Source organism: Thermosphaera sp. (assembly GCF_059755995.1).
On record NZ_DBOUKL010000025.1, the window covers coordinates 1 to 25,784 of the forward strand.

A 25,784-nucleotide genomic window follows, 5' to 3' on the forward strand; every position below is an offset into this window, starting at 1 on the left:
TAAGCACGTTATTCCTTTACAATACTCCACCGGGTACAATGTTTTCCATATAAGATACTATGGAAAAGGCTCGAGAACTTTGGCTCTCTTACAGGAAGCCCCACCTCTGTACAACTGGAACATGAGCGAAGACTTGTGCGTCAGCATAGTGAACCCTGTCTACAGGGAAATCCTCCCTAGCTTTTTAAAGCAGTTATCGAACAGGTCAACAATTCTCGTAGGGGATATTCAAGGATTCTTGAGATTAAGGAAGAACCATTCAATACTATTGTCTCCGGACAAGCAGGTGTTTGAATCTGTGAAAATGCTGCAGCTTATTCACATGGATGTTGAGGAGGCAAGGGCGTTAACAGGTGAGGAGAATACAACAAATTTATCTCTCAAGCTTCAGAGTGTTTTGAAAGATCAGATTGTAATAGTGACGAATGGTCCTTTCAACATTCTTCTCATTTATGCTGGAAACATTGAGGAAATACACCATGTTGGGGAATCGTACCCGGATACTACGGGAGCAGGCGATTTCTTCTTGGGTTCCTTAACATACTACTATCTATTAACAAACGATATTGTTGAATCTATTTTTAAGAGCATTGTGGCCACTGAGAAGTGGTTGGCGAAAAAAGGCTTCATCGCCGCCAACCACCTGGTTGAAAACACTGTTCAAAGTTCGGCTAAAGATATGTTATGATTCATTGTTTACTTATTCTGTTGAGATTTCAAAAATACTGTTTGCCAAATATTTCTAACCACTACGCGCTGAAATCTTACGGATTTTTCGCATCCCACGGTGGTTGGCGTCTCTGTAATTTATAATTTGTTATAAATCCCTTATAAACTTTCAAATATTAGGAGAATAATTTTTCATGTCGAGACGAAGGCTACCTCTTTAAAACCCCCGTCGAAAAACCTAATGCTCTCCAGCTCCACATCCTCGCTTTTCACGGCTGGTACTCCAATCCTCTCCATTATTGCTGACTTAACCTCGTTTTTCTCCGGCGCTCTCCCTATGAATCTTATCTTTCCATTGATAACAATCCTGGGGAGATCCATTGCTTCTGCTTCGAGCGGGTCTGAAAACCAGACGTGGTGAGGTATTACGTCAACCCATATGTGCTGGTCCAGCAGTTCCTCAGCAACTGTGAGAAGAGTTTTCAATGCTTTATCGCTCTCCTCGCTGAAGTCCAGGAAAACCTCAACTATGACCTTGGTAACCTCTGGTAACTCCTGCTCCATTTAAGCACCCTTTATCAGAATCCAACATGATCAATGTTTTAAACCATAGGGTGAGAGGAAATTTAAAAGATTATTTAACATTCTCCTTCTTAACAGGATGAAGATAGTCTTTTGGAGCGGCTTTGAAGACTTCTAGGTATTTCCTCAGAACCCTTGGAATGTAAACTGTCCCGTCTTCCTGCTGGTGATTCTCAAGTATTGCGGTGATGGTTCTAGTACTGGCTATCGCGGTACTGTTAAGTGTGTGAACATATTCTTTAACCATTCCTTTCCGCCTTATGAGCCTTGTCCTCAACCTATAGGACTGCCAATCAGTGGTGTTGCTACAGCTCACCATTTCTCTGAACAATCCCTGCGCAGGCATCCAGGTCTCCAGGTCATACTTCTTTGCGGCTGGTGCTCCTAAATCCCCGCTTGCAATATTCACGATTCTATAGGGGAGCTCTAAACCCTTGAACAACTCCTCCGCATTCCCTATGAGCTCCTCCATTAAATCCCAGCTCTCCTCGGGTTTAGCGTAAACATACTGCTCTATCTTATGGAACTGGTGCACTCTGAATATCCCTTTTAAATCCCGGCTTCCCGCGCCAGCCTCCTTCCTAAAACACGGGCTTATCCCGGCATACTTCAATGGTAGGGCTTCTTCCTCTAAATCCTCATTGTAGTGGAGTGCGGCGAGGGAGTGTTCCGCGGTAGCAATCAAATATAAGTCTTCCCCTTCTATCTTATAGATCGCGTCTTTAAATGTTGCTAAATCTATTACGCCGGACATGACCTCGTGGCGTAGCATATACGGGGGTAGAACTAGGGTGTATCCCTTGCTAGTCAAGTAGTCTATAGCGTACATTAGGAGGGCTAGGTCAAGAAACACTATATCGTTGAACAAGTAGTAGAACCGGCTTCCAGCAACCTCTCCCGCTTTTAATGTATCGCCCAGCTTTAACACATTCTCCAGCATGTCGGCATGCCCAACCGGTTTCCAATCTATCTCGACGTAGTCAACTTTAAAACCATACTTCTCCGTCTGTTGCTTAAACTGTTCAACATATTCTCTCCATACTTTTGGCCTACCCCAAAACCTTATCGGGACGTTGTACGAGTCGTCAGGACCTATGGGAACGCTCTCGTGTACAGTGTTTGGAAGCCTTCTCAAAGCATCCTCTCTCAGGGCTTCCAGCTCCCTGAGCTTTGCCTCAAATACTTCCAGCTGGCTCAACAGCTGTTTAGCCTGTTTAAGCAATTCCTCTTTCAACTCAGCCGGGGCCTTAGAAACTTCCCTGCTTATTACGTTGTGCTTATGCCTGAGTTCTTGTACCTCGGTTAAGAGTTTTCTCCATTCCTGGTCAAGCCTGAAAGCCTCGTCCACGATAGATTCATCCATGAATCGTTTTCTCACATGCTCCTTCAGCATCTCAGGGTTTTCACGAAGTAGTGTTAAAATACTCCACGACAATTCTCCCACCTTCTACTAGCTTATATATCATAAATGATTGTTCAAATATTTAAAAGAAAATTACCGTGCTCACTCTTGGCGGGGGTTAAGCGTTTTCTCATATTGTTCAACAATATCGTAGCCGAATTTCTCCTTGAACATCTCTCTTCCTTTAGGAGTCATTCTCAAGGGCGTCCAAGCCGGCTCGTAAACTATGTTTATGTCAGCATCCATGTTTAACACCTCCTTCAGCTGATCAATAACCATGAGCGGGAGGGTTGTTGCTAACGGGCAGAACATCGTAGTTAAACCCATGTCTATTTTAACCTTTTTCTCATCGACTATTTCAATATTGTAAATCAATCCTAGGTTATAGATGTCTATCCCTATTTCAGGGTCCATAATTGTTTCTAGAACCTTGATTATTTTCTCTTTCAAATCCTGGTTTTCCAATTGACATCCCTATAACAGAGTTATTGGCTCACGCTTTTTTAAATAATCTCTTCCAACCGCTCTTCTTCTCCTCTGTTTTCTCCGGCAACCCCATAGCTCTTCTCATCCTACTTCTAGACAACTCTTCGTGGGGAGAGTTTACAACATTTTTTGCCACTTTATGAAGCAGTAACAACTCCTCGTACGTGGCGTAATCCAGGGGGATTCCGGCGTGATTATTGCTCTCCCACTTTTCATAGAGTTTCTCCACAACGGCTTCAACATCAGGGTTTGAATAGAAAGCTTCCTTAACTACTGGAAGCGTGGACTCATCTATTAAACTAATTATTTCCTTTTTCAATTTTTCAATATCTTTCTCCATAAATCTCTACTCCGTGTAGTCTTCAAACTTAATCTTTGTTAATCCACCCTGTTTAATCTTATCTAAAGCCCACCCTAATCTCTCCATAAGCACGAGTATTGCTGCTTGCGGAGGTATCACCCCTATCTCGGTTATTATAGCATCAATGTATTCCGGAGGCGTTACATCGAATGAAGGATTCAATACCTTAATCCTGGGATGTTTTTGAAGCCATGAATCGGGGACTACCTCGGTTGGATCCCTGAATTCTATTGGAACGGGTTCTCCAACCAGTGTTGTGGGGGAGAACTTATAGGTTTCGGCCACGACGTAAACCCTCACCCTTGCTTCCTTAGCCGCGAGCGCTACCTGGCTTGTCCCAATCTTGTTTACAACGGCTCCGTTGCTTGCAACGGTGTCTGCACCTATGACCACGTGGTCGACTTCGTGCATCACGTATCTTACAGCGCTGTCCGGTATCTGGACGACTGGCACTCCATTTTCAAGCAACTGCTTAGCGGTTATCCTGCCTTGGTAGAAGGGACGGGTTTCAGTGCTGTATACTTTCACTACTCTTCCCAGCTTGTATGCCTCAGTGATCGCGCTAACAGCAACGGAGCTGTGGCAGTGGGTAAGGATGATTGAATTCTCCCTTATTCTTCTCGCAGCAGTTTCACTTATAACCTTCACAGCGTTAATGCTTTCTTCAATGAATTTTTCGGCAGTGAGCACTACTGTGTTCACGGCATCCTCAAATGTTCCAGGATTAGCCCTGTGTAAAGAGCTTAAAACATACATCACAGCGTTCGGAAGGCTCACCGCGGTTGGTCGGGTAGCTATTATTAAGTCAGCCACTTTTCCCATATATCTCTTGAAAGGAGCAACCTCTTTGACGCCGCCGTATTCCAGTGCCGCAATTTTCAACGCCTCTGCTACGGCCCGGGCGATCTTCCCCGCGCCTCTTATTCGCATAGTTTTGATTCCTTCCGCTATTTCGAGAACTTTTGCAGGAATACCCTGCTCCGTCATATATGATACACCTCTTCGAGCTGTTTAACAAGTTTTGGTAGAGGCGAGATGGTTGGCGGGTATGAGCCGTATATTTCCTTCAGTAAAATAGGGATGGCTTGAGGAGAGAAAATCCCGTATTCCGTGGCGATAGCATCTATGTACTCGGGCGGGGTCACATCGTATAATGGAGCTCTTGCAGCATAGTTCACCGGTAACATATTCCTCGTTTCATCATCCATTAAGAGATCCCATCCCCCTTCAGGGAGTTTTATCATTTCCCCGTAGACTGACTCAAAACTGAATTTAAGGAGCGGAGCTATCACGTAGACTCTCACCCTAGCCTCCTTGGCGGCGAGAGCCATCAGGCTAGACCCGGCCTTACTTACGACAGCTCCATTAGCAGCAACGGCTTCAGCTCCCAGGAAAACCTTGTCCACGTTCTTCATGAAATATCTCATTGCAGAATCAACAATAAGATTCACGTTGAAGCCTAACTCTTCTAAATATTCAGCCAGCAATAAACCTTCAAGACCCGGCCTCGACTCAGGAACGTATACCTCTACCTCGATATTTTCCTCTCTCAGCTTGGCGAAGAATCTTCTAACAGCTAGACTATTGCTGCTGGTCATTAACACGTCTCCCTTAGAAACTCTTTTACAAGCGACCTCGGCAGCAGCCCACAAAGCTTTCTCGTAACTCGACCTCAAATCCGTGATTAAACTCGGAATGGTTTGTAACCCGGTTTTTAAGAAGGACTCGATTACTACTCTAAGAATGTTGAGCACTCCTGCAGAGGCGGGTCTCTCCGCGATAATCTTCTCATAAGTCTCTAAAAGATGTTTCGCGAAAGATTTCTCATTGCTGGAAACTGAATATTCTTTCAACGCGTCAAGCGTTGCGAAAACTATCTCAGACCCTGTGTAGCGTTGCTTAAACCCGTGCTTGATAAGTTCCCTCTCCAAGAAGCCCACCGCAAGCTTAGTTTAAGATCAATACTATTTCAACATTATTTAAAGCTTTACAAGATGTGGTATACTTTTAAGCTAAGCCCGAAATAACATGTTTAACATGGTGGATAGGATGCTGAAGGGTTTAGGGGGAACACTCATATTAGCCGTATTCATCTCATTGCTGATTACTCCAGTATTTACCCATGGAAACGACCTGGGCGAAATCCTCGTAGTGTATTTGCCGGGTATGTCGATGGATGATGCATCATACGTTGCAACTCTTCTAAACACTACCGATTATGGGGTGGCTGAATTAAACCCGACCCCTCCTTACGATTACAGCTTGTTCATCTACGGTATACTTATGGGTGAAACATATACGTATGATAAAATCCCGTTTAACGAGTCTCACGTTCTGTTTCAAGGGGTTCCACACCCGTGGGTTGAAATGGTTAACCAGGATTGGCTGAACGCTACATGGGGCAATGTCAGCCTTATTAATATTCCAATGATTAATCCTTCAAACCACTCCAACGCGTTAAACCCATTGTACAACGCCATGGTGAGAACGCTGAAGCCATTCATCGCTATTGTCGGTGTTAATGAGAGTATTGAATGGGTTGAGCTCAACACATCGCTGACAGTAATCGTTGAGAACGAGAAGGTGAAAATTCTTCTTGATTCTTACAACATAACCCTCTCGATAACTCAGTCTGCGAAAGCATCGAATGAGGTAAGGGTTAGCGTTAATCAGACAATCGGGGTTGAACCGGGAGATTACTATGTTAAATTCTACTTGCTGAGTAGAAACGACACACATATCACAATATTATTCCCTGGAACAATCTCGTCAGCAGGATGGCTTTCAACACCTCTAGGCGAGGTTACAGGTACATTACCCTTATGGTTCCTTTACCAAGAATGGTTTAGCGATAGACTAGACGGTGAAGCATTGAAATGGTGGTTTAACGAATCTCTCACAGCATTCGAAAAGGTCCTTAACACAACACTATTTAGAAGCAATCTACACGTACACTTAATCTATCACCCATACTTCATGCTGGCCGAAAAAATGAGTGGTCAATTAAACTCTACGGAGTTGAGAACCATTGTCTGCAAATCCGTGGCAAGGATAATCAGCGGGTTCTCAGCTCAGAAACCTTCCGCATTAATCATTCTACTTAACCCGTTTCAAATAATAGGTGAACCCTCGATTAGTCCGCCGGGCGTCAGGCTCATGCCAGGGGTTTACAACGTGACAGGTAATTTAACCAATCTTTACGAATATCTTTCTAGCGTTGGAAGAATCAATTACACTCTCATTGACAATGGTGCTGAGCAATACTTCGTAGTAAACACTCCTGAACTGGAAGGTGTTGGCAACGGACTAGTCTTCTACACCCCCAGCGCTTTCCTGGCCGGGCAGAATACGGGAAGCATCCAAGCCTCAAGCCTAGCATACTACTTGTTCATGATGAGCACTAATTACAACCCAAGCATCGGGGTCATGATAGACCTCTTGAATTTGAAAAACAGTGTTATCTCGAGGTTGAACGCTACTATCGATGAGCTAAAGCTAAGAGTCACGGAATTAAACACAACACTCACGAATCTTAGGGAGGAATTAAGCACTTGCCAATCCGTTAACGCTAACTTGTCGACCCGGATCTTACTGGTTGAGGAGGAGTTGAAAAGAGCGGAGGAGCTTAGAAACCAGGCATACATTTTCATAACCACAGGGTTGGTAGGGCTTATTATAATAGCGGTCGGTTTATCCCTTATCGTGGGGAGAGCCCTCTTCTCAAGGCAGAAAGCCTAGTACTGTAGAGAGGAATTTTTCACCAATAAATTCATAAACTCTCCATAAAATTACTATTGTTGAAGCGAGGACAAAAAATGCGTTAGCCAAAAAGCTATTGCTCTTGAAAATCCCGGCTGATAAGGATTTGTTGCTGATCGGGTATAATAGGAAAACCCCCTTGGGGGTTAAAGCATCAAGAAACAAGTGGGACAGGTATCCAAGCATGAAGGATTTCCATGCAACGCTTTGATCAGGTACAATCCCTAGGTTAATCCGGTTCAAAATTATCCAGGCTATAAGGGTTAGTAGAAGAGCTGAGAAAAGATTGTGTAAAAGTTTACGGTGACGATAATGTAAATCAAAATCCGGGAGATATGCTCCCATGATGCTCGGCGCCACGGAGTAGACACATAGTGCAGGCAATTGACAGTAGAGAAAACCTATTGCAGCCCCCATGAAAAGATGCGTCACACGCTTCAAACAAATCTACCTAAACACTCCTTTGAAGTAGAATCGATTTACCAGGGTAGCCTACTACTACATAGTCAACAAGGAATGATGGAAATATCCCCGTTTCAACTACCCCATGAATCCTCTTTATTCTTTCATGCATAATTGCAGGTTCTTGAATAGGGGTGGTAAATTTTAAGTCAATAATGAAGTTTCCATTATCAGTTACCACGGGCCCATCTTTGGATGAATCCATTCTTAAAACGGCTTCAACGTTCTCCAAGGATTTGATATCGTCGAGGACCACGGGCAAGGCCACAGGAACTATTTCGATGGGTACTGGTTTTAGGTAGAGATAGGGTTTCCCGGTGAACTTGGATTGATCGATAATATATATCCTTGTCTTAGCTCTTAATGCAATTGATTTCTCTCTTAGAAAGGCGCCGCCTCTCCCTTTAACCATGTCGAGTTTAACACTGACCTCGTCAGCCCCATCAATGTACACATCCACAACGTTGGCTGTGACAGGGTCAAGTATTTTACTAAACCCCAGGTTTTTCAAGTGGAGGGCCGTGTCGAAGGATGAGGGTACCAGGATCTTGTTTTCAAGGAAATCCTTGCAGGCGTCGATAAAGTGTTTAACGGTTGACCCGGTTCCTAAACCAACAATTCTAACGTCGTTGAAACTAAGTTGTACAAGTTCGCAGGCTTTAACCGCGGCATTGATTTTTGCCTGATAACTTAGATCATCCAAGACTCACACCTTACTCCTCGCCAACCGTTACAAATGCATTCCTACTCACAATGCTTATTCCTTTTTCATAATCCTCTTGGTTTCTAAAGTAAATGGTTAATTCCAGGTTTTGACTAGAATAGGATTTCATTGCTCTAAGCATTGCGCTTAGGGATTCCTCAATTGATAATCCCCCTGTGCCCGCTCCCATTAATGGGAAAGCAATAGTTCTTAAACCAAGTTGGATTGCCTTCTTCAGGGATGCATCCACAGCCTTTAACACATATTCTACACTAGACCTCCCTCTTGGTTGAACGACGGTGGGGGCGTGAATTACTTTTCTGCATTTCAGCTTGTAAGCATTTGTCACAACTGCCTCGCCAATCCCTATTGGTGCTTGTGCAACCGCTTCTTTCTCGATTTCATCCCCACCCCTCCTTTTGATGGCGAGCGCTACTCCACCCCGCATTAAACCAAGCGTATTCGCCGGGTTCACGATAGCGTCTCCTGCGAAATCAGTTATATCGCCAATGGTTAAACACAATATCAAACAATCCTTCCTATAACACTTCATGGGGAAAACCATCTTGATCTATGCAGGATAGATTTTAAAACGATTCCACTATTTACCCAGGTTCTCTAAATAATTCGCTAATTGTGTAATTGACCCTGTTTTAAAGTACACGTTCAAACCGACCAACCTGTACTCAACAGGGCTCTCTCCCAGCCTAACCCAATAAGCAACCCATTCTTGAAGAAGCATCTTTAAATCAACCCCGTCTAGCTCACGCTGTCCCGGCGGCAAGGAAACATCTATGATTGCATAATTGTTCCTTACCAACCACTCTTTCACATCTGGATGTAGGGATAAGGGCGGGAGCTTCAAATCATAGGTAGTGCCCTCTTTTAGAATCTTCGTGTAAACATATAGTTTTAATCCATTAAACCAGTTGCCTGCCACATCGATCAAATACCATCTCCCCATAATACGTGTAAGCACTGCCACATGCCCTACATCATCGCTAAGCCACTCAACAAGGTATGTGTTATTGTAACCGCTTCTAACGAGGATAGTGTATATAAGTAGTGATAGGTCTTCGCAGTCGCCGCCCAGATCCTGCAAGGTCTCGTTTGGGAGTTTCCAATACTCCTTAACCGACACCGGATCCGGCTGATAGTAAGTCGTAAGAGACACGTACACATGTATGCCTAGAGGTATCCCATATTTTTCAGCGTATTGTGAGAAGTTAAGATTAAGGGGTAGGCTGTTTACCGCTTTCTGGAGGAAGAGATTTCTCTCCTGCTGAGTCAAATCCTCCAAGTACTGGATGCCGTTAGGGATACCTATAACGTTAGCATACTCTGATAGCTTGGTTCTCAAATACGTGATTTTTTCTATGAGAACAGAGATCTCGCTAGAGTTCCCTTCAAGCCATGATTGATACATGGTGATGATCGCGATATAATACAATTCCATGCTGGTTAAATTACTCTTTAACCACTCATTCTCCATTTGAAGAAGGCTCAGATTGCTCATCAGTTCAGAATTCTTTACCTCTAATTCACGATATCCGTTAAGTAAATTCTCATATTTTTCTTCAAGATCCTCGTACGCGCGTTGGATTGAGTAGTAGCTTAACCCTAAGAAGAGTGAGCAAGCTAGAAGTACGGCCACTAGTATTTTCGAAACATTCACTTAAACCTCACCCTCTATCTTAATGCGGAGTATTCTGGAAATATATATGTCTTCAAACAGAGAATAAAACCGAGAAAGGGATGACCCTGATGAAAGCCTTCATATCCCTCGATGTTGAGGGCCTTCCAGGAGTATCGTCTCTTACTATGCTAAATCCATGGAGTTCCCAGTTCGAGAGAACCGTTAGAGTGGCTACTAAAATTGTTAACACTCTTATTGAAGAACTCTCTAATAATGGGTTTTCAGAAATAATTGTTGCTGACAGCCACGGATTAATGACCAACCTGGATTACTCTGAAATTAAAGGAAACGCTAAAATCATACAAGGATATCCTAGACCGTTGAGCATGGTTACAACTCTTGACTCAACCTTTAACGCATCAATCTTCATAGGCTACCACTCCGCCGCGGGAACGGTACACGGCATACTAGATCACACCATGAGCGGTAGAACGTTTTCCGAGATAAGAGTAAACGGGGTTCGGGCAAGCGAATTCCTTTTGAACGGGCTCTACTCATCTGAGAACAATGTCCCGGTAGCCCTTGTTGCAGGGGACGAGTATTTAGAAGCTGAAGTAAACTCATTCTCTCCGGGCACGGTTTTCGTGCCTTTGAAGAAAGGGGTTTCACGATACTCTGCAATAAACCCATCTATCGAAATCATTATTGATCAACTGAGGCACGGGGTTCGCGAGGCTGTTAAGAGGCTTAGCGAGGGGAAGATAGGGTTGATAAGCTTGGGAAAACCATACGTGGTTGAAACAGTTTTCCGCGACTCCTTAATAGCTGATGTTGTCGAATCATATGATAAGTTCCAGCGATTGAATGCTTACACTGTAAGGTTCGTTGCTGAAAACGCTCGGGAACTTATAGGATTGATTGAGCTATTAGCAATGGTTGGCTATGGGGTTGACGCTTTAAAAAACAGTATTAAATAGTGAAGTCGAAACCTAATTTTTCAGCATGTTCATGACCGTTTTTTCAACAACGTTTTTGAGTTCTAAATTGTTTAAGGATTCAAGAATGTTTTTAACCAGGTTTTCCATGTTCTCAACAATCTCACGGACATCGCTATATCCCAGCGCGATCAGCCTTCTCCCCTCTATGATTGTAGCTAAATAGTCTGATAACTTAACAATTATAGATTCTAAGCTTTTCCTTTCCTCGAATTCTCTATACAAATCGATATATTTCTCCATCCCTAGACTCTCTAGGCTTTTCTCCTCAACCATTTTAAAGTAAGAAGGCTCCTTCTCCTTAACATATCTAACGATGTCGCCTGTCACAGCTTCAGGAAGATCGTGAACTAGGCTCATCACGAGGGTTTTAGCAACATCTACTTTAAACCCGCTCTCCATTAAGTCTTCCGAAATCTTCAAAGACACCAATGTTACTAGGAAAATGTGATCCGAGATAGTCTCGGCTACTGCTGGTGGAACCCCTCTCAGCACCCAACCAGTTCTAGGTACGTGTCTAATATTTATTATACCAGATATTTTCAAAAAACCACCTTTCATAATCATTGTATGGTCCGGTTATTAACCAGCCTTGCTAATCCAATCCGCCATCAGCTCAATGCCTTTGACCAAGTCGTCCTCGCTCATTGTAACGAAGGTTATTCTTAAATGGTTTCGGCCGGAAGGACCGAATATCGAGCCGGGAAGGGTAATAACAGCTGCCTCCTCAGCTAGTTTCAAAGTGAAGTCGAAATCGTCCAGCCTAAGCTTTTCGAGATAGGCAGTCATATCGGGGAATAAGTACATGCTTGCCAAGGGCTTCTCCACCTTTGCCTCCGGCAGGTTCTTTATCAAGGCTTCGTAGGCGGTATCACGCCTCTTCTTGTATACTGGTAGAACATTTCTCAAGTATTCCTCTTTAAACCCTTTATCGAGATAGTAGTATGCAAGCCATTGGCTGGGAACAGGAGCCACTATTCCCAATGCTCCCTTAAGCTTTACAAGCTCTTTTATCGCCGTCTTCGACGTGTACACGTAGCCCAGTCTTCCGCCCGGTATCGCGATGTCCTTGCTGAACGATCCCACCACTATCAGGTTGTCTAGCGGCATGTATTTTTCAAGCCAAACATGCCGTCCCTCGTAAACAATATGCTTGTATGCTACGTCATATATAACCCAAATGTTTTTCTCGACAGCAATATCTGCTATGGTCTTGGCAACCTCCTCGCTTATTATACGGGAGGTTGGATTATCCGGGCTTGCAAAAAGGATGGTCTTTGTCTTACTCGATATTTTTTCCTTTATGCATTCAGGGTCGGGATTAAACCCTTTCTCATGGATCTGTGAGCAGGAGACCGGCTTTAACCCTGCGAATTTTGCGAGATCCCAGTACACACTGTAGCATGGTTCTAAAAGCAAAATTTCATCGCCAGGGTCAGTGGTGGTGTAAATTGATAACACTAGTCCGTCCGCACCACCGGAAGCAATCATTATTTCATCCGGCGAAACGTCAATACCACCATACTTTTTCAAGTCTTGAGAAATCGCCTGCCTCAACTCGGGAAGTCCTTGGGTTGGAATATACCTGAAATGTTTGAAGGGGTCTTCCCTTAATTTCTCGATAAAGTAATCCAGCGCTTTCTTATCCGGGGGAAGGCCTGGTTGCCCAGCCGTGTAGTTATATACTTTCAAACCCTTCCGGGCTAGTTCGTCAGCTTTCGCAATAAGAATTCTCTGAGGGTTTTGCTCGAGGTTTTTAACTCTTGAGGATACCTGCATTTTCAACCCCTTTAGCATTAATACATACATATAAGTATTTAACAATAATATTTAACAATAAAATATTAAATCATACATAGTTTATATTACGAAAACGGTTTCTATATGTGTGTAGTTGAATTCCCGCTTCTCTCGCCCAACTCTTTTCAACGGCTTCATAACATGTTTAAAAGCACTGTATGGAGGCTGATACCATCCCTCGCTTATGCCCCTCTCCAATATTTTGATTTTCCTGGCAATGTCTTTAGACTTAAACCCGCAATTCCTACACTTGAATCCCTTACTCCTTCCAGCACTGGTTAACCTCTTGCCACATACAGGGCATAATGGGTTCTCGTAAACAATCAATGGTTTCAACCAAATCACGTGGAGTTTTTCAAGGTTTAGAGTCATGCCGTGGGAAGTAGAAGGAGGTCTTACACATCCTTGAACCTCAACCACATCGCCAGGGATTAGAAGCTCGGCAATGTTTCTAAACCATTTAGTCGGTTCGTAAACGCCCACGTCAATGCAGCAGCTATCATCACAAACCTTGAAAAACACGTGCCCTCCAACATCCCTGAACGGTTTTGTAGCGACTGTGCCTCGAAGCCTTAAGCACATGTAAGGGTGGGCTTCGCATATGGTTTCAGCAAGCCTAATGTGAGGGTCGGTGTGCTGGTTGGTCCTGAATATTGCTGCGAAATCTGGTTCTTCGCAAAGCTTAAGCATCTTGTAAGCCTTTATAAGGATTAACGGGTTTTCTCCACGTATCCCGAGAAGAACAGGGTCAGGCCCTCTCGGAGTGATTAACACCCTGTCTTCAACCGGGTCGTAGTTGAGTATAGTCTCGTCTCCATATACCCGGTCCATTTCTTTAACACTATCCTTGTCAACACAGCGCTCCCTGCCCAGGTTCTCAACTCTTCTATAAGCGATCAGCTCAAACGTGTAGTCTTCTGTGGTCATGGTATTTCCAACCGCGCCTAAGGCACCCACTATCCCTCGAGTCCCATTGAAACATTTAAAGATGCGAGAAGTTCCTTCAAGGGTTTTCAATGCGAGGTCCGGAGGGATAATATCGTGTAGGGCTTTCCTAGCTAGTAATGCGATTTTATGAGGAACTTCTCCCTCTACGATCAATAAGCACGGTTGATGTTTAGGGTTTTCGAACTCTTCTACGTATTTCTTGAAAATGTCCTCCACTATCCCGTATATCTCGCCTAATTCCATGTTCGCGATGAACCTTAGAGCAACTGCACCGTTCCCCCTAGTCTTCCATGGAACTCCTGGGTTAAGCCTTACAAGATTAGGGTAGTCTATTAAGGTAATACCATGCTTCAATAATTCCTTAAGCATTAACAGGGCTAAATGTGTGGTGCATCCTCCTGCAGGGGAATCAACATCGTCTATCCCTATGTGGAAAATTCTCTCAGCTTTCGTCACGTCCCACCAACTGGGCCTTCATTCTTACGAAGCAGGCATTTGAATCCAGCCACTATTAAAGGTAGCAATACCGTGGCATCCCCGTAAACCGTCACCGTCCTTCCGCTTGGCTTAATCTTCCCCCAGCTTACAGCTTCCCTTGGATGCGCACCGCTTAGGCTACCATCGTATTCAACCGCGGTTGTTAAGTAGACAGCGTAGTCCAAGCCCTCCTTGAACTGTGCCCACCATATAGTGTGATGCTTACTTATCCCTCCTCCGATGACTAAAGCACCAAGTTTTTCACTCGAGAACACTATTTCGACAAGCTTTTTCTCATCCTCAGCAAGATCTACTTCCAAACCTATTGTCGACAAATTGAATATAATCTGAGACCCAAAAGCACCGTCATATAGCCCGGGTACGAAAACCGGGATTTTCCTCTCGAAAGCTGCTTTCAAAATGCTGTTATCATCGCTTATCCTTCTCCCAGCCTCCCATAAGAGCTCATAACCGCTCCAACGCTTCCTCTGAGCAACTAATTCCTCAAACATTTTTCGCGAAAACTTCTCAACAGCTAAACCATAGTTTTCCATTGGTATGAGAACGTTTCCCAGTCTGTGAACGTCTATTGCTTTGAGGAGCGCGTCATCAAAACCCCAATCCCCCTTGTAGTAGGCAGCCCCCACGCCTCTGGCAATATCATGGTCTACTGCTCCACAAGTAGTTATTACGGCATTGAAAAACCCTTCTCTCAAAAGCTGAGATATAACACCTCTCAAACCCGTGGCGACGAGGTTGCCTGTGAATGAAAGTATTTTGAAAACATTCTTATCCAACACCATCTCGCTGATAATCCTGGAGGCACGTGCAACATGCCCTGCCATGAACCCGTGGGCTTTCTCAAAACTCTCGATTAGCTCGCAGACAGATTCCCTGCCGGTCACCGTATAGTCTTGGACTTTCTCCTTGAGAATCGATCTCCTAGCTTCTTCCATATAGTCTTTCTCAGCCAAAACATTCTCACCATATCCATTATAAAGCATTATCGTGTATATTTGTTATAAGGAAGATGGTGTAATGCCTTCGGAGGATTTAATACTATCTCTGCTAAAACATAGAAGGCTTTTCCTTGACGAATTAGCTAGGCTTTCAGGACTTAGTAGGCATGTTCTTCTGGAAAAACTACATGAGCTGGATGACTCGATTGAAATCCATGGTGAGGAAGTTGTTGTGAAAGAGGTTTTCAAATTACTGGAACATGGGCTTGAAAAAGGTTTAGAGATTGGAAAGCTTAGTAGTCTGGTCGACTGGAAAGATTTCGAGAAGCTTTCTTCAGAGATCTTCTCACTTCATGGGTATGAAACCATCAATAACGTTTCAATATATTCTCCCCAAAGGCTCCAAATAGATGTTGTAGCGATCGACGCGTCAACTGGTTTAAGCTTCGTAGTAGACTGTAAGCACTGGTCTGCATCATCGAGGAGCAGGCTTGTGCAGGCAGCCTCTTCGCATTATGAGAGAACCATGAGGCTGTCTAAGATGGTTCCACAAGCAATTCCTAAATATCCCTTGCTGGGGAAAACCCGGTTTTTAATACCACTACTTGTTACACTGCTAACCCCATCGCTCAGGTCTCATAGAAACGTTTTAATAATCAGCATCAGGGAATTAAACAATGTGTTGCAAGAGGCACACTATGTTCTCGAAGAATTCAACATAAAACCTATTCCAGTGGTGAAATAATTTTCGTGTAAATCAATAATTATATATGACGTAGTGATTATTTTAAATAGGAGTGGTTCAGGGTGGTTGAATGATTAAAATAGTGATTCCAGAAGCTAAAATATTGAAGGAACTGTTTGAAGCGGTTGGAAAACTCGTTGATGAGGTTTCCTTAAGCATTACAAGCGAGGGAGTATTTCTCAGAGCTATGGATATTTCACAGATTGCTTTAATAGAGGTTAACCTTCCTAGAGACATGTTTCTCGAATACACGGTAGAGAGGGGAGGATCCCTAGGCTTTTCAACCTCCAATATCCAGAAGGTTTTGAAGCATGTGAAGAAAGGAGAAAACCTAGTGGTGTGGTCAGATGGAAACTATGTTAATTTCAAGATCGAAGGACTTGTCAGAAGGGAGTACAGGTTTAGGAACCTCGAGGTACCCGTTATAGATATTCCCTCTACCGGGCTTCAGACTAATGTAAGGGCGCAGTTAATAGCCAGCGTTGTTAACCACGCAATTCAGGATACGGAGGTTGTTGGAACCATTATTGAAATTGAGGCTCCTTCAACGGAGGAACTGGTGTTCAGGGGTCGTGGAACAGGTGTTAACGAGACAAGGCTTAAAACAGGATCTGTTGGACTGGTCTCGCTTGAGGTAGACGAGCCCTCAAAATCACAGTACGATATATCGTATTTGAGAAGCGTGATGAAACTGTGCAAGGTCTCCGATGTGGTCTTTCTCGGATTCTCAAGTGATTCACCATTGCTGCTAGACTTTCAAATCGGAGGAACAGGCAAAGTAAGATATATCATGGCCCCGGTCTCCATGTAGCCTTTCCCAGAAAAAGAAATACCTCTCTAATCTTTACATCACAGTTGTTTCAACAACTTAACCGAATTTCACGGTGAAATTTAATAAGAATTCTCTGAATGTAAATGTTGACTGAGAAATAACGGTGACTGCTAGTGGGCGTTTCATTACTAAGCATTGTTAAACCGAAAACCCCTGGACAGGTTGAGATCGTTGATGCCTTAAAGAATGCCAAGTACAGCATAGTAGGGATTTTCGGCCCAACTGGGTCAGGGAAAAGCTTGTTCAGCATCCTGTACGGAGTAGACAGCGTTCTAAACGAGAAGTATAGGAGATTCATTATAGCGCGTCCCCTGGTTGACGTTACATCGGGGAGCGAGCTCACACCCGCAGACCTCGGCGAGCTTTACTACGAGCTCGCATCCTCATACTTGAGGGATATTTTATACGGGTATATTGAATGGGCCAAGATAGAGGAGATGATCAAAAACTATAAAATAGTAATAGCAGACTCCCATTATCTGAGAGGGAGAACCTTTGACGATTCACTGATATTTCTAGACGATGTTCAAAGTATTCCGGTGGAGAGCGCTATAGAGGTTGTTACAAGAATAGGAAATAATAGCAGGCTTGTAATAGCCGGGGACCCTATCTTCCAGAGGGCTCACACGGTTAAAGACTCCACAATCATGTTAAGGGAGCTCCTGCTTAACGAGGAGTCAGCCAGAGTGGTTGATCTCGGGTTGAAAGATATTGTTAGGCCTGGGGCAAAGATGGGGATAAAGTTATTGTTCGAGTCGAAGATGCGCTCTAGAAAGCTAACTGAGACAGAGAAGCAGATAGTTGAAACAGCTAGATTACACGCTCCTGACGCTGACTTAGTAACTGCGGTAGAGTTTGTTGAACTCAAAAAGAAACTAGGCGTGACAACTGAGAGCGTTCCCGACGCGTTAATAGTTGTTAAAGAAGGGCATCTTGGAAGAATCATTGGGAAGAAAGGCGAAAGAATAGAAGCGGTAGAGAAAGACTTAGGCTTGAAAATAAGGGCTTGCCAGCTCTCACTGGATTTCACGCCGTTCATAAGGGCTCTTCACCCTGTTGCATGGATTACAAAGCATGTGAAGGAAGTGGATTTCGCAGGGCCGGTTCTGGCCGTGAAGATAAGTGAAGAAGGCTATGGGGCTTTCGTAGGACAGAAAGGTGTTTATATCAGGCTTATAGACGGCGTGTTCAGCAAGCTCCTAGGAGTTTCCGTGAGGGTTTACGAGGTTAAGAGTGATCGCTCGGAAGTAAAGAAGTGAAGCGTTCGAAACCTTTCAGGGTTACTCGACATACAAATCCACTACAACTTGAACCAGTCGAGGGCCAACGTTTCTCACTATTCTCGAGTTTTCAATAACGTACTTCCCCACGCCCACGCTTGAAGCTGTTTTTACAACAGCCTCTTCAGCTTCTCTAAGGGGATTCTTCTCCTTAAGGGATTTCACGTGAAGGTAAACATGTATCCATCCAGCACGTTGTTTAAGCGCTTTAACAGCTGTTTCAAAATATTCGAAGGCTAGCTCCGGATAAGGCATCAAAACCCTGTCCGCGGTATTCAGCAGGTGTTTCTCGATAATTTCCTTAGCGTCACCTAGGTAGGGGATAACAATGTTTTCAACTTTGTTGAGCCTTATGTTTTCAACCATGTATTCAAACGCGTATGGATTTATGTCAATACTGTGGACTTTATCAGGCTTCGAATATTTCGCAATAATTATGCTGAACAATCCAATGCCTGCGAACATGTTTACAACAGTCTCGCCCTGCCTAACCAGTTTAGCAATTCTTTTATGCTCGTAGTTTAAAGCCGGGGAAACATAGGCCTTGTTTATGTCAACCTTAAAGACACATCCGTGTTCCCTGTATATGGTCTCGCTTCGAACCTCGCCTGCGAGATGAACATGACGCCTAAGCCTGTACGGTCCTTCGACGCCCGGCAATCCAGCCCACACGCTTTTAACCATGGGGAATTTTGAAAGAATCGATTCAGCCAGAGGCTTCAACTCCTCCGGCGTCATTTTCAGAGGGCACCGTATAATGGCTAAATCACCTACGAATTCAATCCGCTTCCACACCTCCATGGCTTTTTCAGGGCCGTAAATCTTTAATGCCAATTCCCGTAGAATTTTACCCCTTCCCATTTTAAACCACTTTCTTCCCGTGCTCGCAGAAACTGGTTATTGGGCACGCACTACATAATGGCTTGATCGCTCTGCAGGTCCTCCTTCCATGAGTTATCAATAAGAGATGGAGTTTCATATAATTAGCCTGGCTCGTGCTAGCGGACCAGAAACCAGATATTTCATAATAGTTATCCCTTCTAACATATCCCAACCTTTTCGTAATTCTCCTGATATGGGTATCAACAGGGAATACCGGTTTACCGAAAAATGCTAGGAGAACGACGTCAGCGGTTTTAGGGCCTACTCCCGGCAGGCTTGTCAATATTTTTCTAGAAGTTTCAACATCACTCTTATTGATTTCCTCAATCAACTTTTTCTCAAAGCCGTTTTCAGAGAAGATCTTTGCCAGTTCAAGGATAACTCTACTTCTCTCACGGTACATTCCAGCTGGCTTGATCAAATCCGTGAGTTCATTGTTTCCTATGTTTAAAATTTTTTCGGGATCGATCACTCCCAGGTTTTTCCTTAAGTTTTCAAGTGCTCTTACAGCGTTTTTATCCAAAGTATTCTGGCTTAAGACAACTGCGATAATGAACTCAAATAATGAGGTTTTGCTTACGTGTGAAACGGTGAATTCTTTTTCATCAAGCTTGTAAAATTTTTCCAGTTTTTCAAGTATGATATCTCCAATATTCAACCCTGATCCTCTTACGGATATATGCGTTCCCTATATCTCGGGAAGGGCATGGTTTCTCTTATGTGTTCTAAACCAGTTATCCACATCACTATTCTTTCGATTCCAAGGCCGAATCCGCTGTGGGGGACACTCCCATATTTTCTCAGGTCTAGATACCATTTGTAGTCGTCAGGATTATATCCTTGCTCGATTAACCTTTCCAGCAGTAACTTATAATCATCTTCACGCTGGCCCCCGCCTATTATTTCCCCATAACCTTCGGGAGCGAGCAAGTCGAACCCGAGAACTACTTCGGGGTTGCTTGGGTCCAGCTTCATGTAGAAGCTTTTGATATGTCTCGGGAAGTGGGTTAGGAAGAACGGTGATTCAAACTCCATTGTTAATACTCTTTCCTCATCCGCTCCGAGGTCGTCGCCCCATTTAACATTGACCCCTTTCTTCTGAAGTATTTCTATTGCTTCATCATACCTGATCCTAGGGTATGGGGTTTCCAACGCTTTCTTAAGCTTTTTAACATCCCGCCCAAATTCCTCCAACTCTCTCCTCCTATCCTCAAGGACTTTTGAAACAATGTAAGCAACAAGCTCCTCTGCCACCTTCATCATGTCATTCATATCATACCATGCCGCCTCGGGCTCGAGATGCCAGTATTCGGCTAAATGCCTTCTTGTCCTGGATTTCTCGGCGCGGAAACTAGGTGTTAAGCTGTAGACTTTCTCAAGAGTGTAAATCAAAACCTCCAGGTATAGCTGGGCGCTCTGGCTTAGGAAGGCGGTTTGATCGAAGTACTGGACTGGGAAGAGTGTTGCTCCACCTTCGCAGGCAGAAGCGGTTAGGATTGGAGGCGTAACCTCCCACCAGCCGTTTCTGCTGAAGTACTCCCTACCAGCGTTTATCACGGTGTGCTTAATCTTGAATAGTGCAGCGTAGCGGGGACTCCTAATCCATAAGTGCCTAACATTCAACAAGTACTCGTCTCCTTCACCGCCTTTGATCGGGAAATCCCGGCTGTCTCCTATTATTTTGAAAAAGCTTGCGTGAAGCTCGAAACCTCCCGGAGCCTTAGATTCTTCTCGAACCTCTCCACAAGCCATGACGCTTGCTTCTAAACCAATGTTTTTTAATGAATCGACTAATTCATCCCCGAGTCTTGACGAGTCAACAACCACTTGCATGACGCCGGAGGAGTCTCTGACCCTTACGAAAGCCTTGCCCCCAACAACGCTTCTCCTGTAAACCCAGCCTCTAATGCACACTTCTCTACCAACATACTCCCTGTTCATAACAGATGCTATGGGTTTGAAATCCATGTACTCGCACCATTTTCGTTTTAAACTATGTAGAATTGATTATTTAACGCCTGTTTATAAGAAATTTCTTCCAGGCTTAAGGAAGGGGTCTCGCCATGATATACGCGTCTTCACCGTCTAGGTAGTACTGTTTCTCCACCCTTATCTTTACGTAACCGAGTTTCTCATACAGATTGATAGCGGGGGTATTGCTCACCCTGACCTCCAAGTATGTTTCAGAACACCCGTAGCTTTCATAGAGGTTTTTCAACGCGTGAGCCATAAGCCCTAGCCCTAGACTCCTCCCCCTATGCTCTTTAAGAACGGCTATGCTCACGATGTGCCCGCTCTTAACAAGCAGGGTTTTAAAGAAACCAGGCTTGTATTCAACCCTGCACATGACGTAGCCAACTACTTCGCCGTTAGGTGCCTCAGCTACGAAGAAGGATTTTCCATAAGAATTATACAAATCCTCGAAGAAAGCCCTTGGATAGTTCTCCGGGAGAGCCTCCCGATTAATACGTATAATGGATTCTATGTCTTCCTTCCTGGCCAGCCTTATCGTGTACCCTGGCGCTTCCTTACTCAAGGTTGCCAGCGCGTTTTCAAATATCGTGGTTACCGATGGTACTGCGGGTTTTTCCTTCTTGAAAAGCATGAAATCACCATTCCTCAAAGCATTATAATAAATAGTTGTGAGGAATTAATATATTCTGGTGAAGGTGAGCTGGATGCTTATTGAAGAAATAAGGAAGCATGAGCATATGCCGCTAACGGGTAAACGCATCGCTTTAGGCGTTTCCGGTTCAGTAGCTGCATACAGGTCCGTGGACTTGGCTAGGAAGCTGATTAGAATGGGCGCGGAGGTTAGGCCCATACTCACACGGTTTGCAACTAAGCTGATCGGACCTGATCTACTGTGGTGGGCAACGGGGAATAAGCCGCTTGTGGAGATGACCGGGGAGACGGAGCACATAGATGTTGCGAAATGGGCTGACGCGCTTGTAATCGCTCCAGCCACTCTTAACACCATGAGCAAGATAGCTTACGGAATTCTCGATGAATTACTACCGTTAACAGCTGCCACCATGATGGGTGACGGTAAGAAAATCATTATTGCACCCGCAATGAACATGAGGCTGTACACCTCGCCACAGTATGAGAAGGCTAGGAGGCTTCTTGAAGACTATAACGTGGTGATTATTCCCCCTTTTATTGAGGAGAACAAGGTCAAGTTTCCACCGCTCGACGACCTAGCCCACTGTGTTGACGCGGTTGTCAACAGGGGGCAGGATTTAAAGGGTAAAAGGATTGTTGTAACCGCAGGAGCAACAAGAGAGTATTTAGACCCTGTCAGAGTATTGACCAATCCAAGTAGCGGTTTAATGGGGATTTTAATCGCTCGCGAAGCAGCATGCAGGGGCGCTATAGTCGACCTTGTCTCAGGCATCTCAAGGTTTGACCCTCCTTACATGGTGAACAACATAAGCGTGGAGACAACGAGCGACATGGCGCTGGCAATAGAGAGATTGACTAGCGAGAGAGAATATGATGCAGGGATTTTCGCGGCAGCACCCGCTGATTACAAGCCCAAAGTTTACCATGAGGAAAAACTGTCTACGAGAGATATGAGAAGCTTGGTGATAGAGCTCGAGGCAACTAAAAAAGTTTTAAAATCCATCGTTAAAAGGCCAAGGCTTCTCATCGGTTTTGCTGCTGAGAGCTCGAAGGTTTCCGAGGAGCTGGTTGAAAAAAGCAGAGTTAAACTTCTCGACTATAACCTCGACCTTGTAGTAGCCAATAACATCTTGTCAGAAAAGGCAGGGTTTTCGAAGCCGCTTCTGGAAGTATGTTATGTCTGGAAAGAAGGATTCCAGTGTCCGGGCGAATCCTTCAAGGAGGTAGTGGCCAGGGCGATAGTTGACTACGTGGCTGGCAGATTTAAGTTATAGGATTCCATGACATTTGAAGCGAGAATTACATCTCTAAGAGCGTTCACGAAGAAAAGGGTTTGATATGCATTGAAATAGATTTAAGCACACACAGCCTATATGGTGGAGTGAGGATTTAACACTGTGTTTTCAAATATCTCTGGCACTGAACCAAAAACTTCGAAAACCTTGTCATGATAGTCTTTTTCAACAATTTCGAGAAAAATTTGTAACGTCCTCGCCACGTCCTCGGTGATCAAATTGCCAAGAGGTTGAGGCTCGTAATAATCCACACCTTTCAACAGGCTTGTCGAGAAATACCACAGTGTTTTCCTAATTTTCCTGCCCGTAATGGGCGATGCGCTGAACCCTTTGCAGGTAAAGCCTGAGTGGATGACAAACACTTTATCAACATCCAGTTCTCCCAGCTGATTCACGCCCCGCGCTTCTAGGTCCAGGTATTCGTACCCATGCTTGGTAACACCGTCAGGAGTGATTTTCACACCATACAGGTTTTTGATTGCTGGATCGTAGACTAGCACTGATGTACCGTTAACTATTTTTAAAGGACTGGTAACTTTTATAACCGTGTTCTCTGTAGTGTAAACCTTGAATCCTCGAGAAAACGCCACTGCTGAGATAGAGCTTTTGCCCGAGTGAGGATACCCTAGAAAGAGCAAGGCTTTTCCACCGCGTTCTATCGTGATTGAATCGGTTAGCATTACATAGCCTTTCTTTCCCAACACGTACGCTATTACTTGAAGGAGGAAGAAGAATGGGGATTCATTGGAATATGCTGAAGGGTATTTTCCTTCAACAATGAAGAGTGATGGAAGCCCGTGAGGAAGCAGGTTATGCGTCAACACTTTAAACTTCACGTCTTTGTTGAACCAATAGATTACGGCGTCAGGTCTGCACTCACTAGTGTTTTTTAAACGGGGCAGGTATCTCTTGGCGAAAGCGCTGGAAAGAGATGCCCATAACTCCTGGGCCCTTTCTGTTTGAATCTGAATGCTTGAATCAGCTACGTTAATACATAAGGTCTCCAAGGTTTCACAGCCTCATGCATGTAGTTTAAGATCTTTGGAGGCCAGTTCGAGAAGTCTATGGGTTATGAATCTTAATGCTTCTTGAAGTACTTCGTTATTGTTGTACGACGATACAATGTTTTTCAAAAACCCCTGGTCCTCCCTCTTAAGCTCAGATACTTTTTCAACAAGCAACGGCATTGCTCTCACTACGTTATCTACGATGGTGATGTCGGCGGCTCGAGCAGTTCTAGACAACGGGTTTAGATCAATAGTTATAACATACTTGCCGAGACGTTTAAGCGCTTCTGTGCGGTCTCCGTCTTCAAGAGGTACCAGGACAACATCTGCAATCAATATGCCGCGGGGACTCACGCGTCTTCTCTCGCTAAATAGTTCGGGAATCGTTGCGGAAGCGTCTTCGCCAACCCCTAAAACCTCGCGTGCTCCATGGGAGAGCAGGAACTGCTTTATAGCCTCCTCCCGCTCCCTGGTTCTGTAGAACAAGTTAACCTCGATAAGCGCTCCTGATGCTTCAGCAAGTTTAACAACGTGCTCAGGGACAAGGGCTGCAACATTCCCATTCACAGATATAACTGCGTGGTTAGCGAGTAATAGTGCGGCAGCAGCCGCTTCAATAGCCTTTAAAGCGAATCCCTGGGTTTTCTCTCCTATAAGGTAATCGAAGCATTCCCCTCTCCCATGGGCAATTAAGCCCTCGGGTGCGACAATCCCTTTCTTAAATCCTTCTACCAGCTTCTCCCTTATCAAAAGGCTCTCGCGCCTAGGGTGGTTTGCCGGAATATTCAATTTCAACACCAGTCCTAGAGATTTCACTCTCCATGAAAAATAATTGCCTACGGGATAAAATATCGGTAATCTCTGTGACGTGATCCTTCTCAACCCAAATGATGAGCGCCGACTTCTTCAAGTAGAGGCCTACAACTCCCGGTGAGCGAAGTATTTCAGCAGGTATTGAAGAATAGTCGAAAATACCCTGAGTGTAGTCCTTCGCAGCGTTGAAGTAATCCATTAAATCCTCGCTGCTTGCAACTTTTTTGAGAAGTGATAATCCTTTCTCGTAATGGCTTAACGGTATCCTTTCAAGCATTTTACCAGTTGGCTCGGAGTAGGGAAGGCTGGACACGATTAGTTTAACACGGTATTTAACAGGGATTTTGAAAGCTTCACCGATGCCGGGCGGCCCGGGACGGGTTCTAATGACGAAGCCACCATAGTATTGAGAGATAACATCCCCCAGCCCCGTCCCTCTCACAACTTCGAGCTCGTGAGCCTTCTGAAAAGCATTGAGTAACGAGCTCCCTGCATAGATGGAGCTAACCAGTGTGTGCGCGATTAAGAGAGTGGATGAGAGTGCGAAACCCTTCCCTAAGTTGAAGGGAGATTCCACTGTGACGCCTACTTTTGTCTTGTAAAACTCGCAAACATCCTTAGCCTGCTCGTGAAAAACTTCTTGATTATTCAACCGAATCGTGCACTCATCCTCAAAAGGGAGCGCAACGCTCGATACTGAAAGGTTTATCCCGGCCCCAATACTTCCCGAGAACAAAGGATTACTGCTCAGTACAGGAATCCACAATCCAGAGACGTGGTGAGGTATTGTCAGCTTTATCAAAAAGATCACTCTTTCAGATACTTGACCACCATTGGAAGGAGCATCCAGCCATGCTCTATTAATCCTAGACTTCCTTTAGCAAACTCCTTCTCGCTGAAAGCCTTCAACCCGTCTGCTTTAATCCCTGGAGCGTAGAAAGCCACTGGCACGGGATCATCCGTGTGCGACTTCACTGAGGGCGGAGTTGCGTGATCAGCGGTAACCAGCAGGGCTATGTCACTTTTCAATCTCGCTAAGAGTGGTTGAACGTAGTGCCTATCTATC

General features: G+C 44.5%; 28 protein-coding genes and 1 pseudogene. 7 read left to right on the top strand and 22 right to left on the bottom strand.

The window, feature by feature from the left end; genetic code table 11:
* On the top strand, positions 1-688 hold a 688-nt coding region (locus AC3OH0_RS02970), incomplete at its 5' end, for a PfkB family carbohydrate kinase (RefSeq protein WP_498344713.1).
* A gap of 173 nt (positions 689-861) precedes the next feature.
* On the opposite strand, the gene AC3OH0_RS02975 is transcribed toward AC3OH0_RS02970, so the two are convergent.
* From AC3OH0_RS02975 to AC3OH0_RS03000, 6 genes are all read right to left on the bottom strand, one after another.
* The gene (locus AC3OH0_RS02975) at positions 862-1,233 is read right to left on the bottom strand and encodes a hypothetical protein (RefSeq protein WP_498344714.1); all 372 of its coding nucleotides are present in this window, start codon (positions 1,231-1,233) and stop codon (positions 862-864) included.
* A gap of 70 nt (positions 1,234-1,303) precedes the next feature.
* On the bottom strand, positions 1,304-2,686 hold the full coding sequence (gene serS / locus AC3OH0_RS02980) for a serine--tRNA ligase (RefSeq protein WP_193435676.1): 1,383 nt from the start codon (positions 2,684-2,686) through the stop codon (positions 1,304-1,306).
* 69 nt (positions 2,687-2,755) lie between these two features.
* Complete coding sequence (locus AC3OH0_RS02985) at positions 2,756-3,118, bottom strand: metal-sulfur cluster assembly factor (protein WP_193435677.1); 363 nt, start codon at positions 3,116-3,118, stop codon at positions 2,756-2,758.
* A 28-nt stretch (positions 3,119-3,146) separates the two neighbouring features.
* Positions 3,147-3,479, bottom strand: a complete 333-nt coding sequence (locus AC3OH0_RS02990; protein WP_498344715.1) for a hypothetical protein — start codon at positions 3,477-3,479, stop codon at positions 3,147-3,149.
* 6 nt (positions 3,480-3,485) lie between these two features.
* Positions 3,486-4,487 (bottom strand): ribose 1,5-bisphosphate isomerase, encoded by a 1,002-nt coding sequence (locus AC3OH0_RS02995; protein WP_498344716.1) that lies wholly within the window; start codon positions 4,485-4,487, stop codon positions 3,486-3,488.
* Positions 4,484-5,440: an eIF2B alpha/beta/delta subunit family protein gene (locus AC3OH0_RS03000; protein ID WP_498344717.1), complete on the bottom strand. Its 957-nt coding sequence runs from the start codon at positions 5,438-5,440 to the stop codon at positions 4,484-4,486. Before AC3OH0_RS03000 ends, AC3OH0_RS02995 begins: the two co-directional genes overlap by 4 nt.
* Positions 5,441-5,549: 109 nt before the next feature.
* Here AC3OH0_RS03000 and AC3OH0_RS03005 point away from each other — a divergent pair, with 109 nt between their 5' ends.
* The gene (locus AC3OH0_RS03005; protein ID WP_498344718.1) at positions 5,550-7,238 is read left to right on the top strand and encodes a hypothetical protein; all 1,689 of its coding nucleotides are present in this window, start codon (positions 5,550-5,552) and stop codon (positions 7,236-7,238) included.
* Here the strand turns inward: AC3OH0_RS03005 and AC3OH0_RS03010 are convergent.
* Genes AC3OH0_RS03010 through AC3OH0_RS03025 form a run of 4 tightly spaced genes read right to left on the bottom strand, consistent with a single transcriptional unit; the run spans position 7,221 to position 10,099 of the window.
* Entirely contained in the window at positions 7,221-7,691 is a 471-nt protein-coding gene (locus tag AC3OH0_RS03010; protein WP_498344734.1) for a metal-dependent hydrolase, read from the bottom strand. The two genes, AC3OH0_RS03005 and AC3OH0_RS03010, sit on opposite strands and share 18 nt — an antisense overlap.
* A 19-nt stretch (positions 7,692-7,710) precedes the next feature.
* A complete protein-coding gene (gene rpiA / locus AC3OH0_RS03015; protein WP_498344719.1) occupies positions 7,711-8,424 on the bottom strand; it encodes a ribose 5-phosphate isomerase A in 714 nt (237 codons plus the stop codon).
* Positions 8,425-8,434: 10 nt separating this feature from the next.
* Positions 8,435-8,977, bottom strand: coding sequence for a macro domain-containing protein (locus tag AC3OH0_RS03020; RefSeq protein WP_498344720.1), 543 nt, complete (start codon positions 8,975-8,977; stop codon positions 8,435-8,437).
* A 48-nt stretch (positions 8,978-9,025) separates the two neighbouring features.
* The gene (locus AC3OH0_RS03025) at positions 9,026-10,099 is read right to left on the bottom strand and encodes a transglutaminase-like domain-containing protein (RefSeq protein WP_498344721.1); all 1,074 of its coding nucleotides are present in this window, start codon (positions 10,097-10,099) and stop codon (positions 9,026-9,028) included.
* 80 nt (positions 10,100-10,179) lie between these two features.
* Between AC3OH0_RS03025 and AC3OH0_RS03030 the strand changes: the two genes are divergently transcribed.
* On the top strand, positions 10,180-11,037 hold the full coding sequence (locus tag AC3OH0_RS03030; RefSeq protein WP_498344722.1) for a M55 family metallopeptidase: 858 nt from the start codon (positions 10,180-10,182) through the stop codon (positions 11,035-11,037).
* 12 nt (positions 11,038-11,049) lie between these two features.
* Here AC3OH0_RS03030 and AC3OH0_RS03035 read toward each other — a convergent pair whose 3' ends face one another.
* The 4 genes from AC3OH0_RS03035 to AC3OH0_RS03050 form a co-directional block, all read right to left on the bottom strand.
* Positions 11,050-11,601 carry an HD domain-containing protein gene (locus AC3OH0_RS03035; RefSeq protein ID WP_193436913.1) on the bottom strand — a complete coding sequence of 184 codons (552 nt, stop codon included), beginning with the start codon at positions 11,599-11,601 and terminating at the stop codon, positions 11,050-11,052.
* A 36-nt stretch (positions 11,602-11,637) separates the two neighbouring features.
* Positions 11,638-12,834 carry a pyridoxal phosphate-dependent aminotransferase gene (locus tag AC3OH0_RS03040; RefSeq protein ID WP_498344723.1) on the bottom strand — a complete coding sequence of 399 codons (1,197 nt, stop codon included), beginning with the start codon at positions 12,832-12,834 and terminating at the stop codon, positions 11,638-11,640.
* An 81-nt stretch (positions 12,835-12,915) separates the two neighbouring features.
* Positions 12,916-14,259 (bottom strand): TiaS agmantine-binding domain-containing protein, encoded by a 1,344-nt coding sequence (locus AC3OH0_RS03045; protein WP_498344724.1) that lies wholly within the window; start codon positions 14,257-14,259, stop codon positions 12,916-12,918.
* The gene (locus AC3OH0_RS03050) at positions 14,256-15,236 is read right to left on the bottom strand and encodes a deoxyhypusine synthase (RefSeq protein WP_498344735.1); all 981 of its coding nucleotides are present in this window, start codon (positions 15,234-15,236) and stop codon (positions 14,256-14,258) included. The genes AC3OH0_RS03045 and AC3OH0_RS03050 overlap by 4 nt, the downstream gene beginning before the upstream one ends.
* Positions 15,237-15,318: 82 nt before the next feature.
* Between AC3OH0_RS03050 and AC3OH0_RS03055 the strand changes: the two genes are divergently transcribed.
* The 3 genes from AC3OH0_RS03055 to AC3OH0_RS03065 all read left to right on the top strand — a co-directional run bounded on the left by AC3OH0_RS03055 (position 15,319) and on the right by AC3OH0_RS03065 (position 18,075).
* A complete protein-coding gene (locus AC3OH0_RS03055; protein ID WP_498344725.1) occupies positions 15,319-15,984 on the top strand; it encodes a restriction endonuclease in 666 nt (221 codons plus the stop codon).
* Between the two features lie 70 nt (positions 15,985-16,054).
* Positions 16,055-16,795: a DNA polymerase sliding clamp gene (locus tag AC3OH0_RS03060; RefSeq protein WP_498344726.1), complete on the top strand. Its 741-nt coding sequence runs from the start codon at positions 16,055-16,057 to the stop codon at positions 16,793-16,795.
* A gap of 128 nt (positions 16,796-16,923) precedes the next feature.
* On the top strand, positions 16,924-18,075 hold the full coding sequence (locus AC3OH0_RS03065; protein WP_498344736.1) for a PhoH family protein: 1,152 nt from the start codon (positions 16,924-16,926) through the stop codon (positions 18,073-18,075).
* Between the two features lie 21 nt (positions 18,076-18,096).
* Here the strand turns inward: AC3OH0_RS03065 and AC3OH0_RS03070 are convergent, their stop codons facing one another.
* The 4 genes from AC3OH0_RS03070 to rimI form a co-directional block, all read right to left on the bottom strand.
* Positions 18,097-18,957 (bottom strand): class I SAM-dependent methyltransferase, encoded by an 861-nt coding sequence (locus AC3OH0_RS03070; RefSeq protein WP_498344727.1) that lies wholly within the window; start codon positions 18,955-18,957, stop codon positions 18,097-18,099.
* 1 nt (position 18,958) lies between these two features.
* Positions 18,959-19,636, bottom strand: a complete 678-nt coding sequence (locus AC3OH0_RS03075; RefSeq protein ID WP_498344728.1) for an endonuclease III domain-containing protein — start codon at positions 19,634-19,636, stop codon at positions 18,959-18,961.
* Positions 19,637-19,647: 11 nt separating this feature from the next.
* The gene (gene asnS / locus AC3OH0_RS03080) at positions 19,648-20,946 is read right to left on the bottom strand and encodes an asparagine--tRNA ligase (protein WP_193435694.1); all 1,299 of its coding nucleotides are present in this window, start codon (positions 20,944-20,946) and stop codon (positions 19,648-19,650) included.
* A gap of 76 nt (positions 20,947-21,022) precedes the next feature.
* Positions 21,023-21,583 (bottom strand): ribosomal protein S18-alanine N-acetyltransferase, encoded by a 561-nt coding sequence (gene rimI, locus AC3OH0_RS03085; RefSeq protein WP_498344729.1) that lies wholly within the window; start codon positions 21,581-21,583, stop codon positions 21,023-21,025.
* 73 nt (positions 21,584-21,656) lie between these two features.
* Here rimI and coaBC point away from each other — a divergent pair, with 73 nt between their 5' ends.
* Positions 21,657-22,877: a bifunctional phosphopantothenoylcysteine decarboxylase/phosphopantothenate--cysteine ligase CoaBC gene (gene coaBC / locus AC3OH0_RS03090; RefSeq protein WP_498344730.1), complete on the top strand. Its 1,221-nt coding sequence runs from the start codon at positions 21,657-21,659 to the stop codon at positions 22,875-22,877.
* 95 nt (positions 22,878-22,972) lie between these two features.
* On the opposite strand, the gene AC3OH0_RS03095 is transcribed toward coaBC, so the two are convergent.
* The 4 genes and pseudogenes from AC3OH0_RS03095 to AC3OH0_RS03110 all read right to left on the bottom strand — a co-directional run.
* A complete protein-coding gene (locus AC3OH0_RS03095) occupies positions 22,973-23,905 on the bottom strand; it encodes a hypothetical protein (protein WP_498344731.1) in 933 nt (310 codons plus the stop codon).
* A 12-nt stretch (positions 23,906-23,917) separates the two neighbouring features.
* On the bottom strand, positions 23,918-24,694 hold the full coding sequence (locus tag AC3OH0_RS03100; RefSeq protein WP_498344732.1) for a 4-phosphopantoate--beta-alanine ligase: 777 nt from the start codon (positions 24,692-24,694) through the stop codon (positions 23,918-23,920).
* On the bottom strand, positions 24,669-25,520 hold the full coding sequence (locus AC3OH0_RS03105) for a pantoate kinase (protein ID WP_498344733.1): 852 nt from the start codon (positions 25,518-25,520) through the stop codon (positions 24,669-24,671). The genes AC3OH0_RS03100 and AC3OH0_RS03105 overlap by 26 nt, the downstream gene beginning before the upstream one ends.
* A 5-nt stretch (positions 25,521-25,525) precedes the next feature.
* Positions 25,526-25,784: pseudogene (locus AC3OH0_RS03110) on the bottom strand (phosphonopyruvate decarboxylase); the annotation flags it as partial.

Bases quoted from the DNA above. Each gene is read 5' to 3' on its own strand.
- AC3OH0_RS03060 (WP_498344726.1), top strand. From the start codon at position 16,055: ATGATTAAAATAGTGATTCCAGAAGCTAAAATATTGAAGGAACTGTTT.
- AC3OH0_RS03050 (WP_498344735.1), bottom strand. From the start codon at position 15,236: ATGGAAGAAGCTAGGAGATCGATTCTCAAGGAGAAAGTCCAAGACTAT.
- rimI (WP_498344729.1), bottom strand. From the start codon at position 21,583: ATGCTTTTCAAGAAGGAAAAACCCGCAGTACCATCGGTAACCACGATA.
- AC3OH0_RS03005 (WP_498344718.1), top strand. From the start codon at position 5,550: ATGCTGAAGGGTTTAGGGGGAACACTCATATTAGCCGTATTCATCTCA.
- asnS (WP_193435694.1), bottom strand. From the start codon at position 20,946: ATGGATTTCAAACCCATAGCATCTGTTATGAACAGGGAGTATGTTGGT.
- AC3OH0_RS03030 (WP_498344722.1), top strand. From the start codon at position 10,180: ATGACCCTGATGAAAGCCTTCATATCCCTCGATGTTGAGGGCCTTCCA.
- AC3OH0_RS03020 (WP_498344720.1), bottom strand. From the start codon at position 8,977: ATGAAGTGTTATAGGAAGGATTGTTTGATATTGTGTTTAACCATTGGC.
- AC3OH0_RS02995 (WP_498344716.1), bottom strand. From the start codon at position 4,487: ATGACGGAGCAGGGTATTCCTGCAAAAGTTCTCGAAATAGCGGAAGGA.
- AC3OH0_RS02990 (WP_498344715.1), bottom strand. From the start codon at position 3,479: ATGGAGAAAGATATTGAAAAATTGAAAAAGGAAATAATTAGTTTAATA.
- AC3OH0_RS02975 (WP_498344714.1), bottom strand. From the start codon at position 1,233: ATGGAGCAGGAGTTACCAGAGGTTACCAAGGTCATAGTTGAGGTTTTC.
- AC3OH0_RS03070 (WP_498344727.1), bottom strand. From the start codon at position 18,957: ATGGGAAGGGGTAAAATTCTACGGGAATTGGCATTAAAGATTTACGGC.
- coaBC (WP_498344730.1), top strand. From the start codon at position 21,657: ATGCTTATTGAAGAAATAAGGAAGCATGAGCATATGCCGCTAACGGGT.
- AC3OH0_RS03055 (WP_498344725.1), top strand. From the start codon at position 15,319: ATGCCTTCGGAGGATTTAATACTATCTCTGCTAAAACATAGAAGGCTT.
- AC3OH0_RS03040 (WP_498344723.1), bottom strand. From the start codon at position 12,834: ATGCAGGTATCCTCAAGAGTTAAAAACCTCGAGCAAAACCCTCAGAGA.